14 protein-coding genes are annotated in these 13,981 nt (G+C 65.4%); 5 read left to right on the top strand and 9 right to left on the bottom strand.

From position 1 onward, the window contains the following. Positions 1-80: 80 nt before the first annotated feature. The gene (locus N0K08_RS12800) at positions 81-659 is read right to left on the bottom strand and encodes a TMEM165/GDT1 family protein (protein ID WP_261500764.1); all 579 of its coding nucleotides are present in this window, start codon (positions 657-659) and stop codon (positions 81-83) included. A 466-nt stretch (positions 660-1,125) separates the two neighbouring features. On the opposite strand from N0K08_RS12800, the gene N0K08_RS12795 reads away from it, so the two are divergent. Together N0K08_RS12795 and N0K08_RS12790 are read left to right on the top strand one after the other, a co-directional pair. Next, positions 1,126-1,506, top strand: a complete 381-nt coding sequence (locus N0K08_RS12795) for an RNA recognition motif domain-containing protein (protein WP_261500763.1) — start codon at positions 1,126-1,128, stop codon at positions 1,504-1,506. A gap of 253 nt (positions 1,507-1,759) precedes the next feature. Continuing rightward, a complete protein-coding gene (locus N0K08_RS12790; protein WP_261500894.1) occupies positions 1,760-2,317 on the top strand; it encodes an RNA recognition motif domain-containing protein in 558 nt (185 codons plus the stop codon). A gap of 133 nt (positions 2,318-2,450) precedes the next feature. Here the strand turns inward: N0K08_RS12790 and N0K08_RS12785 are convergent, their stop codons facing one another. From N0K08_RS12785 to N0K08_RS12770, 4 genes are read right to left on the bottom strand one after another with little or no spacing between them, the layout of a single operon-like run. Further along, positions 2,451-3,248 carry an SDR family oxidoreductase gene (locus tag N0K08_RS12785; RefSeq protein ID WP_261500762.1) on the bottom strand — a complete coding sequence of 266 codons (798 nt, stop codon included), beginning with the start codon at positions 3,246-3,248 and terminating at the stop codon, positions 2,451-2,453. Continuing rightward, the gene (gene lptC, locus N0K08_RS12780; RefSeq protein WP_261500761.1) at positions 3,245-3,865 is read right to left on the bottom strand and encodes an LPS export ABC transporter periplasmic protein LptC; all 621 of its coding nucleotides are present in this window, start codon (positions 3,863-3,865) and stop codon (positions 3,245-3,247) included. Before lptC ends, N0K08_RS12785 begins: the two co-directional genes overlap by 4 nt. Then, positions 3,862-4,419 (bottom strand): KdsC family phosphatase, encoded by a 558-nt coding sequence (locus N0K08_RS12775; RefSeq protein WP_261500760.1) that lies wholly within the window; start codon positions 4,417-4,419, stop codon positions 3,862-3,864. Before N0K08_RS12775 ends, lptC begins: the two co-directional genes overlap by 4 nt. Then, the gene (locus N0K08_RS12770) at positions 4,419-5,420 is read right to left on the bottom strand and encodes a KpsF/GutQ family sugar-phosphate isomerase (RefSeq protein ID WP_261500759.1); all 1,002 of its coding nucleotides are present in this window, start codon (positions 5,418-5,420) and stop codon (positions 4,419-4,421) included. The genes N0K08_RS12775 and N0K08_RS12770 overlap by 1 nt, the downstream gene beginning before the upstream one ends. 135 nt (positions 5,421-5,555) lie before the next feature. On the opposite strand from N0K08_RS12770, the gene N0K08_RS12765 reads away from it, so the two are divergent. The 3 genes from N0K08_RS12765 to N0K08_RS12755 all read left to right on the top strand — a co-directional run bounded on the left by N0K08_RS12765 (position 5,556) and on the right by N0K08_RS12755 (position 9,291). Next, positions 5,556-6,110: an adenine phosphoribosyltransferase gene (locus N0K08_RS12765; RefSeq protein ID WP_261500758.1), complete on the top strand. Its 555-nt coding sequence runs from the start codon at positions 5,556-5,558 to the stop codon at positions 6,108-6,110. Between the two features lie 144 nt (positions 6,111-6,254). Next, positions 6,255-7,307 carry an Lnb N-terminal periplasmic domain-containing protein gene (locus tag N0K08_RS12760; protein WP_261500757.1) on the top strand — a complete coding sequence of 351 codons (1,053 nt, stop codon included), beginning with the start codon at positions 6,255-6,257 and terminating at the stop codon, positions 7,305-7,307. 25 nt (positions 7,308-7,332) lie between these two features. After that, positions 7,333-9,291, top strand: coding sequence for an esterase/lipase family protein (locus tag N0K08_RS12755; protein WP_261500756.1), 1,959 nt, complete (start codon positions 7,333-7,335; stop codon positions 9,289-9,291). 7 nt (positions 9,292-9,298) lie between these two features. On the opposite strand, the gene N0K08_RS12750 is transcribed toward N0K08_RS12755, so the two are convergent. From N0K08_RS12750 to N0K08_RS12735, 4 genes are read right to left on the bottom strand one after another with little or no spacing between them, the layout of a single operon-like run. Further along, positions 9,299-10,747: an aldehyde dehydrogenase family protein gene (locus tag N0K08_RS12750; protein ID WP_261500755.1), complete on the bottom strand. Its 1,449-nt coding sequence runs from the start codon at positions 10,745-10,747 to the stop codon at positions 9,299-9,301. A 10-nt stretch (positions 10,748-10,757) separates the two neighbouring features. Further along, on the bottom strand, positions 10,758-11,687 hold the full coding sequence (locus N0K08_RS12745) for a dihydrodipicolinate synthase family protein (protein WP_261500754.1): 930 nt from the start codon (positions 11,685-11,687) through the stop codon (positions 10,758-10,760). An 11-nt stretch (positions 11,688-11,698) separates the two neighbouring features. Continuing rightward, a complete protein-coding gene (locus tag N0K08_RS12740) occupies positions 11,699-12,871 on the bottom strand; it encodes an L-rhamnonate dehydratase (RefSeq protein WP_261500753.1) in 1,173 nt (390 codons plus the stop codon). Between the two features lie 57 nt (positions 12,872-12,928). Beyond that, positions 12,929-13,978 carry a 4-hydroxythreonine-4-phosphate dehydrogenase PdxA gene (locus N0K08_RS12735; protein ID WP_261500752.1) on the bottom strand — a complete coding sequence of 350 codons (1,050 nt, stop codon included), beginning with the start codon at positions 13,976-13,978 and terminating at the stop codon, positions 12,929-12,931. Positions 13,979-13,981 lie beyond the last annotated feature (3 nt).

Genomic DNA, 13,981 nt, shown 5'->3' with positions numbered 1-13,981 from the left:
TCGAGATGTCGTCGGACGGGTCTTTAGCTGGATTTATAAAGCGCCCGCAAGCTATGGCAAATCGGCGCGTGTAACTTCTATTATGCCAAAACGTCGACGCCCGGGGCCCACCAGGCCAGCAGGCCCAGTACCAGGAAAATCGAGGCCGACACCTTGTGCACGATGGGCAGCGGCACCAGGCGCGTGATGCGCTCACCCAGCCAGACCACGGGCGCATTGGCCAGCATCATGCCCAGCGTCGTTCCGGCCACCACCCACAGGAAGGCGTTGTACTTGGCGGCCAGCACCACGGTGGCGATTTGCGTCTTGTCGCCCATCTCGGCCAGGAAAAAGGCCACCAGCGTCGTGCCGAAGACGCCCCAGCGCGAAACGCCAGAAGTTTCTTCCTCGTCGAGCTTGTCGGGAATCAGCATCCACACCGCCATGGCGACGAAGCACGCGCCCAGCACCCAGCGCAGAGTCTGCGGGCCGAGAAAGGTGGTGACCCAGGCGCCGGCAGCGCCAGCCAGTGCATGGTTGGCGAGCGTGGCCACCAGAATGCCCAGCACGATAGGCCAGGGCTTGCGAAAACGCGCGGCAAGAACGAGCGCCAGCAGTTGCGTCTTGTCGCCCATCTCGGCGATGGCGACGATGGCCGTTGAAACAAAAAAGGCTTCCATGTGGGGGTACTTTGGGTAAACAGGCCGGACGACACGAACGCATTGACTGCGCACCGACTCCGGCCATGTGGATCGGCGCGCAGTCAATGGTCTCGCCCAGCTCGGCCTCCGTAGAACGGATGCCTGGAACCGCATGCACCATAGGTTGTGAGAACCCAAGTCTGTTGATACATGCTTTCGGTGCCTTGCACACCGAACGGCTACTCCCCAAAGACAAGCCGCAATTGTAGTCAGATCGCCGACACAAGCCGAGGGTACCGGGTAATTACCGACACTGAAAGTGTTGTAGTCACAGCGAAAAATGAACCTTGAGGCAGCAATAAGGGTATATATGACTCATAATGTCCAAGCCTTTCCGCAAAGCAATGAGTAGTTGGGCAGGTGCGTTTGCGTCTCTAAAGTTGTCACTGGTAGTTGACTGCATAGGGCTCCATCGCGTTTTCAAGTGTTTTTTCAGGAGTCCTCCATGGGCAACAAACTTTACGTCGGCAACCTGCCGTACTCTTTCCGCGACCAAGACCTCGAGCAAGCGTTCAGCGAATTCGGCAACGTCAACAGCGCCAAGGTCATGATGGAACGTGACACCGGTCGTTCGAAGGGCTTCGGCTTTGTCGAAATGAGCAGCGATGCCGAAGCGCAAGCTGCTATCGAAGGCCTGCACGGCCAAAACCAAGGCGGCCGTGACCTCGTTGTCAACGAAGCCCGTCCTATGGAACCCCGCCCACCCCGTAGCGGTGGCGGCTTCGGCGGCGGCGGCTTCGGCGGCGGCAATGGCGGCGGCGGTTTCGGCGGTGGCCGTAGCGGCGGCGGCGGTGGCGGTTTCGGCGGTGGCCGTAGCAGCTACTAAGCACTGACTCCGAGTTTTTCGAAACTCATTGTCAAAAAAAGGGCCTTCGGGCCCTTTTTTTTCGTCTGTTTCGCGCTAAACCGACATATGCCGGCTTTTTTTTTGCATTTCTTTTACCTCATAATTTGATGTCGGCATTACCGATATCAGTGCAGGTGATTTGCAATGCGTGCGCAGGTTTTCTTTCAATGGATCGCTGGCAACATGTGAGCACCACAGCAATTGTGTACGTGAGAGTTTGAGGAGTTCTCTAATGGGCAACAAGCTGTATGTTGGCAATCTCCCTTATGGAGTGCGCGACAACGATCTTGAGCAGGCATTCGGCCAGTATGGTTCAGTGACAAGTGCCAAGGTCATGATGGAGCGCGACACCGGTCGCTCCAAGGGGTTTGGTTTCGTCGAGATGGGCAGCGATCAAGAAGCGCAGGCAGCGATCGAAGGCATGAACGGACAATCGCTCGGTGGCCGCAGTCTGGTCGTCAACGAAGCCCGTCCGATGGAGCCTCGCCCACCACGCAGCGGTGGCTATGGTGGCGGCGGCGGTGGCGGCTATGGTGGTGGTGGTGGCGGCCGTGAAGGCGGCGGCTACGGTGGTGGCGGCGGCTATGGCGGCGGCGGTCGTGAAGGCGGCGGCGGCTACGGCGGTGGTGGCCGCGAAGGCGGTGGCTACGGTGGTGGCGGCCGTGAAGGCGGCGGCGGCTACGGCGGCAGTCGCAACGACGGCGGCTTTCGCAGCCCCTATGGTTCCGGCCCCCGCGGTGGCGGCGGCGGTGGTGGCCGCGGCGGTTATGGCAACAACCACGGCGAGTAATTAATCACCGCAAAACAAAAGGCTTCAATTGAAGCCTTTTTTTACGCCCATACCCACGGGTAGAAATCAAGATACTGCAGCCATTCCACAGCCTGGCTGTGCGTTTCATACGGAAAAATAATCAGTCATCTGATTATTTCTCGATATGCCGGTGTTTTGTTTGTCGACCTTGAAGCAGGCGGTCAAATACGCCATTGGGCAGAATGCGCAGCAGCTTGGCCACCACGCCCATCTGCCAGGGAATCACGCAATAACTGGTTTGCCGCAGGATGGCCCGCAAGGCCCGGACGGCGAATGCATCGGCCGTCAGCAAGAAAGGCATGGCGTAGCGGTTATTGCGCGTAAGCGGCGTCGCGACATAGCCGGGCAGCAGGGTCACCACGCGCACGCCGCTCGCGCGCAATTCGCCGCGCAGGCTCTCGCAGTAGCTGACCACGCCGGCCTTGCTGGCGCAATAGGCGCCGTGGCCGGGCAGGCCGCGGATCGCGGCCACACTGGCAATCCCGACCAGCGTGCCCGATCCCCGCTCCCGCATGGGGCGGATAAAGGGATGAAAAGTCGCGGCCATGCCCAGGTTGTTGGTGGCCCACAGCTGGGCCATGACCTCCAGGTCGGCGCGCTCGGCCGAGTCCACGCCCCAGCTCACGCCGGCGCTTGCCACCACCACCTGCGGCAGACCCTGGCGTGCCAGGCACTGCTGGCCGGCCTCGACAATGCTGTCGGCCACCGATACATCGGCCCCATACACCGCGTAGCGCGCAGGATCCAGCCCCTGGCCCTGGGCCCAGTCGTGCATGGCCTGCGTGTTGCGGGCCACCAGGGCCAGATCATGGCCTTGGGCATAAAAGCGCCCGGCCAGAGCCTGGCCTATGCCGCTGGAAGCACCGGTGATGAAGGCCAGCGGCCGGGTGGTGGGCGTGGGCAGGCTCATTTGGCAGGGCCAGGCTGCAGCACACCACGGACCCGGCCCTTGAGTTGCAGCACCTGGTCCAGGTTCTCGTAGTCCAGGCTGTCGGCCGTGAAACGGTCGCTGCCGCGCCACAGCACCACGGGCTGGTTCGAGCTGACTTTTTCCTCATTCACCCAGGCATGCAGGAATTCGCCTTCGAAACGCAGCTCGGGAGAACGCTTGCCATCGGGCAGCACCATGGCTTCGCGCGTGACCCGGGCATCGCCAAACAACTGGATTTCTGAGCCGTCGCCGTTGCTCAGGCCGCGCTTGGCCACCACCAGGGTGCGGCGACCATCGGGAGCCGTCGACTGCATCTTCACGCCGTCGATTTCCAGCGTATCGGTATCGGGGTAATGGTGTGCCACCACGCCCTGGAGCTGACTGCTCATGTGGCCTGCGGCGTCGAAGCTCTGCACCGCAAAATCCTTCATGAAATAGTCCGCCTCATGCACCGGAGCCCGGGCCGACGCTGCCGGCTGGGCCGTGGGTGCATTGCGCACCAACCACCAGCTGGCCAGCGCCATCAGACCCATCAGCACCACCGGCAGATAGATCGTGAAGCTGTCCCAACTGCGGTGCCAGCGATTGCGCGTCATGCATAGCTTTCAAGCAGGGCTGCGTAGCGTCCGGACGCCACCAGCAACAGATCACTGAATTCGCGGGCCGCGCCATAGCCCCCCTGGCGCGCGGTGACGTAGTCCGCCACGGCCAGCGCTTCGGCATGGGCGTTGGCCGGCGCACAGGCGATGGCCGCGCGGCGCATCACCGGCAGGTCAGGCCAGTCATCCCCCATGGCGGCGGCCTGGCTCCAGTCCAGTCCCAGCAGGCGCAAGAACTCCTCGGCCGCCGGCAGCTTGTCCTCGGTGCCGAAGCGCGCATGTTCCACGCCCAGGTTCTTCAGGCGCAAACGCAGCGCCGCCGAATCCCGGCCGGTCACCACCACCGGCGTGATGCCGGCCTTTTGCAGCAGCTTCAGGCCGTGGCCGTCGAGCGTGCTGAAGCGCTTGAGCTCTTCCCCTTCCTGGCTGAAATACAGCCCGCCGTCGGTGAGCACGCCGTCGACGTCAAAAAAGACCACGCGCACCCCCTGGGCCTTGAGCAGCAGTTGGGGGTCGAAGTGCAGCGCGGGAGACACAGCAGAATGTTCCATCAGATCACCTTGGCGCGCAGCAGGTCGCGAATATGTACCACGCCGACCAGCTGGTCGGCCCCCTCCACCACCAGCACCGAAGTGATGCCGTGCTGCTCCATCAGTCGCGCGGCATCAACGGCCAGCGCGTCGACGCGAATGGTGCGCGGCTGAGGGTGCATGACGGCGCCGGCCGTGGTGCTGAGCAAATCGTCACCGGCCTCGATGCGCCGGCGCAAGTCCCCATCGGTGAAGATGCCGCGCAATTCGCCCTGCGGGCCGACGATGGCCGAGGCGCCCAGGCCCTTGGCGCTCATCTCGCGCATCAACTCCAAGAAGGAGGCCTCGGCCGGTACTCGGGGAATGTCCTCGCCCGAGCGCATGACGTCGCCCACATGGGTCAACAGCTTGCGGCCCAGCGCACCGCCGGGGTGGGAGCGTGCAAAGTCCTCGGCCCGAAAGCCGCGGGCGTCCAGCAGCGCCACCGCCAGCGCATCGCCCATGGCCAATTGGGCCGTGGTGCTGGCCGTAGGCGCCAGGTTCAACGGGCAGGCTTCGCGTTCCACACGAGTATCGAGCACCCAGTCCGCATGCCGGGCCAGCGTCGACTCGGCCCCGCCCGTCATGCCCACCAAGGGCACGCCCTGGCGGCGCAGTGCCGGCAGCAGGGCGGCGATTTCATCGCTCTCGCCGCTGTTGGACAGCGCCAGCACCAGATCGGCTTCGGTGACCATGCCCAGGTCGCCATGGCTGGCCTCGCCCGGATGCACAAAAAAGGCCGGCGTCCCGGTGGACGCCAGCGTCGCCGCGATCTTGCGGCCCACATGGCCGCTTTTGCCCATGCCCATCACCACCACCCTGCCGCGCAGGGCAAGAATGCGTTCAACGACCTGCGCAAACGCAGGGGACAGGCGGTCGGACAGGGCCTGGAGGGCCTGGGCCTCGATACCGAGGGTCTCACGGGCCAGTTCCAGGGCCCGTGGGCCATCAAAAGGGCGCACGGCGGCAGCAGCAGATTTCATGCACGGATTTTAGTCCCCGCCGGCCAGTACCCCGCTGGCACCCCCAGGTCGGCGGCATTGACCTTGGCGCCGGGCTGTTTACACTGCTCCACTGCCGCGCGCCAGCGCCCTGCCCGCCCCCACATCGCCTTCGCCATGCTCACACTCACCATCAACGACTACCTTCGGCAATACATCCGCACCGTGGCCGACTGGCCCGCGCCGGGCGTGCAGTTCCGCGACATCACGCCCCTGCTGCAAAACCCCAAGGTCTTTCGCGTGCTGATCGACGCTTTCGTCCACCGCTACATGGACCCGGCCCTGCGCCCCGACGTGGTCGCAGGCCTGGACGCGCGCGGCTTCATCCTGGGAGCGGTGGTGGCCTACGAGCTCAACGTGGGCTTCGTGCCCATCCGCAAGAAAGGCAAGCTGCCGTTCACCACGGTGGAAGAAACCTATGAGCTGGAGTACGGCAGCGCCACCGTGGAATTGCACGCCGATGCCGTCAAGGCCGGCGACCGGGTGCTGCTGATCGATGACCTGATCGCCACGGGCGGCACCATGATGGCGGGCAAGAAATTGCTGGAGAAGCTGGGCGCGCAGGTGATCGAAGGCGCGGCCATCGTGGACCTGCCCGAACTTGGCGGTTCGCAACACCTGCGCGACAGCGGTCTGCCACTGTTTACCCTGGTTGACTTCGCCGGGCACTGAACGCCGGGGGCCTGTGCGCCCCCCAAAAACCCCAGGTCTTTGTCCCTGTACCCCTCGCACGGCGGTGTGACACACTCACCGGCCGCGCAAACCCTGCGTTGACGACCTGCTTCCCGGTCGCCCCGTTTTTGATCGCCCCGTTCCATGCCCCTGCACCCCGCCCTCACCTCTGCCAAGCAGCCATCCCACCCCTGGGTCGGCTGGTCCGGCTGCGGGCGCGTCATCGGCACTCTGCTGGCCCTGGTGCTCGCGGGTTTTGGCGCTCTGGCGCTGTGGAGCCAGGCCCCTGGCGGGCCATTGGCAGCCGCGGCGCTGGCCGGGCTGTGGGTGACCTGGGTCGTCACCACCGGCCTGCTGGCCAGCTCCGATCCGCGCTCGCCGCTGGCCTGGGGATTGCTGGCCGTAGGCTGCCTGCTGCTGGGCCTGTGGTGGACTTCGATCACACCTTCCAACCAGCGCAACTGGACCTCCGATGTCTCGCGCTCGCTGCGCGTGGAACGCAAGGGCTCGCAGCTGGTGCTGCACAACGTGCGCAATTTCGACTGGCGCAGCGACGACGACTACACCGCCCGCTGGGAAAGCCGGCGCTACGACCTCGACAGCCTGCGCTCGGTCGACATGGCCTTGTCCTACTGGATGGGGCCGGCCATTGCCCACACCCTGGTGTCCTTCGGCTTCGCCGACGGCCGCCAACTGGTGTTTTCAGTGGAAGTCCGCAAGGAACGCGGCGAGCAGTATTCGACCGTGGCCGGCTTCTTCAAGCGCTATGAACTGGCGCTGGTCGCCGCCGACGAGCGCGACATCCTGGGCGTGCGCGCCCGCGTGCGCGGCGAAGACCTCTACCTCTACCGGGTGCACATGTCGCCTGAGTCCATACGCGCCCTGTTCGAGCAGTACCTGGACGAAGCCGAGGCACTGCGCGCCGCGCCGCGCTTTTACAACACGCTCACCGCCAACTGCACCACCATCGTCTACGCCATGATGGAGCGCATCGTCACGGGCCTGCCCCTGGACTGGCGCCTGCTGCTGTCGGGCTACCTGCCTTCGTACGTGGAGGACGCCGGCGCGCTCACGCCCGGCTATTCGCTGCAGGAATTGCAGGCCCGGGGCCGCATCACTGACCGCATATTGCAGCTGCCACCGGGCGCCGATTTTTCCGCGGCCATACGGCAAGGCCTGCCCGTGCTGGCCCGCTGAGCCAGCCCCTGCCCTTGATGGAACCATGTCCTTGCTGACCCTTTTTCGCCCAATTCTTGCTCGTGCCTGGCGCCAGGCGGCAACGCCCTGGCTGCCGCTGTGCGTCGCCGTCCTGCTCACCGGCTGCGCCGGCGTCAAGGTCAGCTCCATACAACCGTCGGACTACCTGTCGCAAAAGCGCTCCGACATCCTGACCGAAGGCGAACTGAGCGCCGCCACGCAGGAAAGCCTGCGGGTGATAGGCCTGGAGCTCAAGGCCTGCGAAGCCCGCCCGGCCGAATGCCGCCAGACCATTGCCAGCACGCCAGGCCTGACCGACGAGAGGCGCCTGTCCTCCCTGGCCGAGCTGTGGACCCAGGCCGCCATGCAGTCCCAGCGCAACGCGCCCAACAGCCACGGCAGCGATGAAATCGACGCCTGGATGGAAGCCGCGCGCCATGCCTACGCCTACCTGTTCTTTTCCTCGCGCAAGTCGAGCGAACGGGTGCTGGAAGACCGCCAGACCCAGGTGCGTGACTACTACAACTATGCGGTGCAGCAAGCCATCACCGGGCTGTTCCACCACAGCCAGGCCAGCCATGTCGAGGCCCTGGAATCCTCGGTGCTGCCCTGGAACGGCTGGACCCTGCACACCGACCTGTCGGGCATCTGGCTGCCACGCGACGTGCGCATGCCGCGCGAGCTGATTCCCGCTTCGTCGCTGACGTTCTCCGGTCTGCGCAACGTCTACCGGCGCGACGGCCTGGGCGCCGAACTGGTGGCGGTGTTCCCCACCGACGAGCCTGCGCTCGCCTCCCAGTCCCGCAAAGCGCCCGACGCGGCCTTCCAGGAAGCACCCTACCCGGCGATCACGGCGCTGCTGCGCTTCGAAGGCTCTACCCTGGCCGAAGTGCTGCGCACGCGCGACATCCATATACAGATGTACGACCCCTACCGCTTCAACAACGTGCAACTGGCGGGCGAAGAGGTGCCGCTGGCGGCCAATTTCACTTCGGGCTACGGCCTGTGGCTGGCGCGCTCGGGCTTTTCCACCCAGGCCCTGCGCTCGCTGCTGGGCGCCGACAACGGTCTGCTGCGCCCCAAGATCTACTTGATGCAGCCCTACGACCCGAGCCGGCGCGTCATCGTCATGCTGCACGGCCTGGCCAGCAGCCCCGAAGCCTGGATCAACGTCGCCAACGAAGTGCTGGGCGACGAGACCCTGCGCCAGAACTACCAGATCTGGCAGGTCTACTACCCGACCAATGCACCGCTGGCGCTGAACAACCGCGCCATCCGCGAAGCGCTGCAGACCACTTTTTCGCACTTCGACCCCAAAGGCCTGGCCGCGGCTTCGCAGCAGACCACCTTGATCGGTCACAGCATGGGCGGCGTGCTTTCGCGGCTCATGGTCTCATCGACCGGCGACAATCTCGGAGAGCGCCTGCTCGCGGACTACCAGGTGCCAGCCGACCAGCAGGACTGGTTGCGGCAGCGCATGGGCGAACTGCTGGACTTCGAGCCCCTGCCTTCGGTCACCGACGCCATCTTCATCGCTGCGCCCCACCGCGGCACCCCCGTGGCCAACCACCGCATCGCGCGCTGGATCTCCAACCTGATCACCCTGCCGTTTGCCATGCTGGAACAGGTCGGTGACGTGACCCGCACCCTGGCCCAGCTCAAGCCCCGGCCGGGCAAGCAGGGCTTGCTGCGCATTCCCAACAGCATCGACAACCTCAGCGACCAGGACCCGTTCGTGCGCCTGTCCTCGCGCCTGCCCCTGGCGCCCGGGCTGCGCTACCACTCCATCATCGGCAATGCCGAGCCCGGCGTGCCGCTGGCCGAGTCCAGCGATGGTGTCGTGCCTTACTCCAGCGCCCACCTGAGCGGCGCGGAGTCGGAGCTGGTGATTGTGTCGGGCCACAGCGTGCAGGAACACCCCAAGGCCATCGTCGAAATCCGCCGCATCCTGCACACGCAACTGCTGCGCAACGCCGCGCCTTGAAGCCCCCTCAGGCCAGCGTGTACGCCGTCTTCACCGTGGTGTAGAACTCCTGGGCATAGCGGCCCTGCTCGCGCGGGCCGTAGCTCGATCCCTTGCGCCCGCCAAACGGCACGTGGTAGTCGACTCCCGCCGTCGGCAGGTTGACCATCACCATGCCGGCCTGGCTGTGGCGCTTGAAGTGGCTGGCGTATTTCAGGCTGGTCGTGGCAATGCCCGCCGACAGGCCGAACGGCGTGTCGTTGGCCACGGCCAGTGCCTCTTCGTAGTCCTTGACGCGGATCACGCTGGCCACGGGGCCGAAGACTTCCTCGCGGTTGATGCGCATGCCGGCCTCGGTGTCGACGAACAGCGCGGGCTGCATGAAGAAGCCCTTGTTGTCGCTGCCCGTGTGGCAGTTCACCCGCGCGCCGCCCGCGGCCAGCCGGGCCCCTTCGGCCTGGGCGATTTCCACGTAGCTCAGGTCCTGCTCCAGCTGCGCCTGGCTGACCACGGGGCCGATGTCGGTGCCCGCGGCGCGCGCATCGCCGACCTTGATCTTTGCCATGCGGGCCTGCAGGGCCTCGATGAAGGCCGGGTAGATCTTGTCGGTGACGATCAGCCGGCTGGACGCCGTGCAGCGCTGGCCGGTGGAGTAAAAACAGCTTTGCGCCGACAGCTCCACGGCCTGGTTCAGATCGGCATCATCGAGCACCAGCTGCGGGTTCTTGCCGCCCATTTCCAGCTGCACTTTCTTGCCGCTTTGCACGCAGGCGGCGGCAATGCCCCGGCCCACGTCCACCGAACCCGTGAAGCTGATCGCCGCCACATCGGCATGCTGCACCAGGGCTTCGCCGATCACGCGGCCCCGACCCATGACCAGGTTGAACACGCCGGCCGGAATGCCGCTGCGGTGGATGATGTCGGCCAGCGCCCAGGCGCTGCCCGGCACCAGATCGGCGGGCTTCAGGACCACGCAATTGCCAAAGGCCAGGGCCGGCGCGATCTTCCAGGCGGGAATGGCGATGGGGAAGTTCCAGGGCGTGATCAGGCCGACCACGCCTATGGGCTCGCGCGTGATTTCCACGCCGACGCCAGGGCGCACCGAAGGCAGGGTCTCGCCCGACAGGCGCAGGCATTCGCCCGCGAAGAACTGGAAGATCTGGCCCGCGCGCACGACTTCGCCCATGGCTTCGGGCCGGGTCTTGCCTTCCTCGCGCGCCAGTAGATCGCCCAGCTCTTCCTTGCGCGCCAGGATTTCGGCGCCTATCCTGGCCAGCGCATCGTGGCGGGCCTGGATGCCGGAAACGCTCCAGGCAGGAAAGGCGGCCGTGGCGGCCGCGACCGCGGCATTGACGTCGCTGGCATCGCCCTGGGCGTACTCGCCAATCTGATCGGACAGGTCGCTGGGGTTGACGTTGGGGCTGTTGCTCTTGCCGACAGTCCACTGGCCGTTGATGAGGTTGTCGTAGCGGGACATGGCTCTTCTTTCAGCGCGCCCAGCGCAGCACCAGCGGGTCCAGACGGCGGGCAATATCGAGCAACTGGCGACGCACTTCGGGGTGCAGCGCAGGCCAGGGCGAGCGCGGTGCATCGCAGGCGATCACGCCACCGGCATGCATCAGCGCCTTGGCGGCCAGAAAGCCGGCCTGGCGGTTCTCGTGGTTGATCAGCGGCAGCCAGCGCTGGTACTGGGCGAAGGCCGCGTCCTTGTCGCCCTTGCGGTGGGCTTCGATGATGGGACGTATGCCGTCGGCAAAGCCGCCGCCGGTCATCGCGCCCGTGGCGCCGGCTTCGAGGTCGGCCAGCAGGGTGATGCCTTCTTCGCCATCCCAGGGGCCTTCGATGGCTTCGCCACCCAGGGCGATCAGTTCGCGCAGCTTGTTGGCCGCGCCCGCGGTTTCCATCTTGAAGTAGCTGACCTGTTCGATCTCCTTGGCCATGCGCGCCAGGAAGGCCGGCGACAAAGGCGTGCCGGCGGCCGGCGCGTCCTGGATCATGATGGGAATGGCTATGGCATCGGACACGCCCGCGAAGAAGCGATGGACCTGCTCTTCACCGAAGCGGAACGTCGCACCGTGGTAGGGCGGCATGACCATCACCATGGCCGCGCCCATGTCCTGGGCCCGGCGGCTGCGCGCGGCGCAGATGGCGGTGCTGGTATGCGTGGTGGTGACGATGACCGGCACGCGGCCGGCCACATGCTCGAGCACCAGACGGGTCAGCGTTTCGCGCTCGTCGTCGGCCAGCAGGAACTGCTCGGAGTAGTTGGCCAGAATGCACAGGCCGTCGACGCCGGAATCGATCATGAAGTCGACGCAGCGCTTCTGGCTGGCCAGGTCCAGCGTGCCGTCTGCGTGGAAGGTGGTGGGAACGACCGGGAAGATGCCGCGGTAACGGGGGTTGGAAAGTCCAGGCATGGTGCGGCTCCTTACTCAATGATGTCGAATTGGTCGAGGTACTCGGTCTTGAGCGTCAGGCCCAGACCGGGAACATCGTCCCGGAGTTGCAGGAAACCGTTGTCGGCAATGGGCTCGCCGTCGAAGATGTACCAGAACAGCTCGTTGCCCACTTCCACGTCGAAGATGGGGAAGTACTCGGCCATGGGCGAGGCCAGCGTGCTCATGGTCAGGTGGTAGTTGTGCATCTGGCCGGCATGCGGGATGACGGGCACCGAATAGGCCTCGCACAGCGCGTTGATCTTGTGCGCGGCCGTGATGCCGCCGACGCGGTTGGTGTCGTACTGCACCACGCTCACGGCCTTCTTGTCGAGCAGCTGCTTGAAGCCGTAGAGGCTGAACTCGTGCTCGCCGCCCGAGATCGGGATGATGTTCATGGCGTTGAGTTCGGCGTAGCCGTCGATGTCGTCGGCGATCACCGGCTCTTCCAGCCAGCGCGGCTCGTACTTGGCGAGCTTGGGCAGCATGCGCTTGGCGTATTCGAGGTTCCAGCCCATGTAGCACTCAAGCATCAAGTCGTTGTCGTAGCCGATCACTTCGCGGATGGCCTCGACCGATTTCAGGTTCTCCTTCACGCCATGCTGCAGATGGGCCGGGCCGTAGCCAAAGCGCATCTTGAAGGCGGTGAAGCCCTGGTCCATGAACTTCTGCGCTTCGTCCTGCATTTCCTTGAGGTCGCCGCGGTAGAGCTTGGAGTAGTAGCAGGGAATCTTTTCCTTGGTGCGCCCGCCCAGCAGCTTGAACACCGGCTTGTTGACGCTCTTGCCCAGGATGTCCCAGATGGCCAGGTCGATGGCCGAAATCGCGGCCATGGTCACGCCCTTGCGGCCCCAGGCGTGGGTGGCGCGGTACATGCGCTGCCACAGGTATTCGTAGTCCCAGGGGTCCTGGCCCACCACCAGCGGCGTCAGGTACTGGTCGATGATGGCCTTGGCGATGGCGGGGGCCAGCGCCACGTTGCCTATACCGACGATGCCGTCATCGGTCTCGATCTCGACCACCGTCCACGAATGGAAGCGAAAAGTGCTCATGCTCTCGGTGTTGGAGTACACCAGATCCATGGCGTTGGAGCAGAAGTTGCCCTGGGGCGGAACGGTCTTGCCCTTCCATTGGAAAACACGGGCGCGCACGGACTTGATCTTCATACAGACCTCTCAGGAAAATGGGGGGAATCAATGGGGCGGCATGGGCCGCCCGTGGCATCAGAGCGCGGCCGTGGCCTGCGCGGCGCGGTGGGCAATGCCCATGCGGCTGGCGATCTGCAAGGCCTGCCAGGTGGCTTCGACGCTCGCCCGGCCCTGGCCGGCGATGTCATAGGCCGTGCCGTGGGCCGGCGTGGTGATCGGGATCGGCAGGCCGCCCTGCACCGTCACGCCGCGCGAGAAGCCCAGCAGCTTGATCGCGATCTGGCCCTGGTCGTGGTACATGGTCACGATGGCCTGGTACTCGCCGGCCTGGGCCTTGAGGAAAATCGTGTCGGCCGGGAACGGCCCGTGGAACGGCGCATCGCTGGGCCAGTCGCGGGCCTGCAAGGCTTGCACGGCCGGCGCGATGATGTCTATCTCTTCGCGCCCGCAGGTGCCGCCGTCGCCGTTGTGCGGGTTGAAGCCCGCGATCGCCACCTTGGGCTGGGCGACACCGCTGGCGCGCAAGGCGTTGTAGATCAGTTCCGCCGCCTGGGCGATGCGCTCCTGGCTCAGATAGCTGGCCACATCCTTGAGCGGCACATGCGAGGAAATGCGCGAGGTCCAGAGATTGCCCAGGGTGTTGAACTCGCAGAAGTAGCCCTGCACGCCCAGGTACTCGGCGAAGTGGTGCAGCTCGTCCTCATGGCGCAGGCCGCCCAGCTTCATGGCCTGCTTGTTCAATGGCGCGAAGCAGATGGCATCGATGTCGCCCGCCAGGGCCGCATCCATGCACTGGTCCAGCACCTGCAGCACCGACCGCCCTCCCGCCGCCCCGACCTGGCCGGTCTGCACCTCGGCCTGCGCGATGCTGTCCACCGCCACAAAGGCCGGCAGCCGCGTGTCGGTCCGCGCGCGGACCTGCGCCAGATCGGCCAGCGGCGCCGTGGCCACCTGCACGCCGGCAATGCGCTGGCCCTGCGCCCACAGCCAGGGATCGCCGATCAGCACCAGATTGGCCTGCGCGCAGGCTTCGGGCTTGGCCAGCAGCCGGGCGATCAGTTCAGCGCCGATGCCGGCAGGGTCGCCCAGGGTCAGGGCAACGACGGGTAGGGATGCGGTCAACATGGC

The sequence above is a fragment of the Acidovorax bellezanensis genome (assembly GCF_025421555.1).
Taxonomy (GTDB): Bacteria; Pseudomonadota; Gammaproteobacteria; order Burkholderiales; family Burkholderiaceae_C; genus Comamonas; species Comamonas bellezanensis.
The sequence above is the reverse complement of the archived record's forward strand: the minus strand, read 5'-3'. Positions and strand labels throughout refer to the sequence as shown.

What these genes read in the sequence shown, in the direction of transcription:
- N0K08_RS12800 (WP_261500764.1), bottom strand. Translation starts at nt 659, where the DNA reads ATGGAAGCCTTTTTTGTTTCAACGGCCATCGTCGCCATCGCCGAGATG.
- N0K08_RS12795 (WP_261500763.1), top strand. Translation starts at nt 1,126, where the DNA reads ATGGGCAACAAACTTTACGTCGGCAACCTGCCGTACTCTTTCCGCGAC.
- N0K08_RS12790 (WP_261500894.1), top strand. Translation starts at nt 1,760, where the DNA reads ATGGGCAACAAGCTGTATGTTGGCAATCTCCCTTATGGAGTGCGCGAC.
- N0K08_RS12785 (WP_261500762.1), bottom strand. Translation starts at nt 3,248, where the DNA reads ATGAGCCTGCCCACGCCCACCACCCGGCCGCTGGCCTTCATCACCGGT.
- lptC (WP_261500761.1), bottom strand. Translation starts at nt 3,865, where the DNA reads ATGACGCGCAATCGCTGGCACCGCAGTTGGGACAGCTTCACGATCTAT.
- N0K08_RS12775 (WP_261500760.1), bottom strand. Translation starts at nt 4,419, where the DNA reads ATGGAACATTCTGCTGTGTCTCCCGCGCTGCACTTCGACCCCCAACTG.
- N0K08_RS12770 (WP_261500759.1), bottom strand. Translation starts at nt 5,420, where the DNA reads ATGAAATCTGCTGCTGCCGCCGTGCGCCCTTTTGATGGCCCACGGGCC.
- N0K08_RS12765 (WP_261500758.1), top strand. Translation starts at nt 5,556, where the DNA reads ATGCTCACACTCACCATCAACGACTACCTTCGGCAATACATCCGCACC.
- N0K08_RS12760 (WP_261500757.1), top strand. Translation starts at nt 6,255, where the DNA reads ATGCCCCTGCACCCCGCCCTCACCTCTGCCAAGCAGCCATCCCACCCC.
- N0K08_RS12755 (WP_261500756.1), top strand. Translation starts at nt 7,333, where the DNA reads ATGTCCTTGCTGACCCTTTTTCGCCCAATTCTTGCTCGTGCCTGGCGC.
- N0K08_RS12750 (WP_261500755.1), bottom strand. Translation starts at nt 10,747, where the DNA reads ATGTCCCGCTACGACAACCTCATCAACGGCCAGTGGACTGTCGGCAAG.
- N0K08_RS12745 (WP_261500754.1), bottom strand. Translation starts at nt 11,687, where the DNA reads ATGCCTGGACTTTCCAACCCCCGTTACCGCGGCATCTTCCCGGTCGTT.
- N0K08_RS12740 (WP_261500753.1), bottom strand. Translation starts at nt 12,871, where the DNA reads ATGAAGATCAAGTCCGTGCGCGCCCGTGTTTTCCAATGGAAGGGCAAG.
- N0K08_RS12735 (WP_261500752.1), bottom strand. Translation starts at nt 13,978, where the DNA reads ATGTTGACCGCATCCCTACCCGTCGTTGCCCTGACCCTGGGCGACCCT.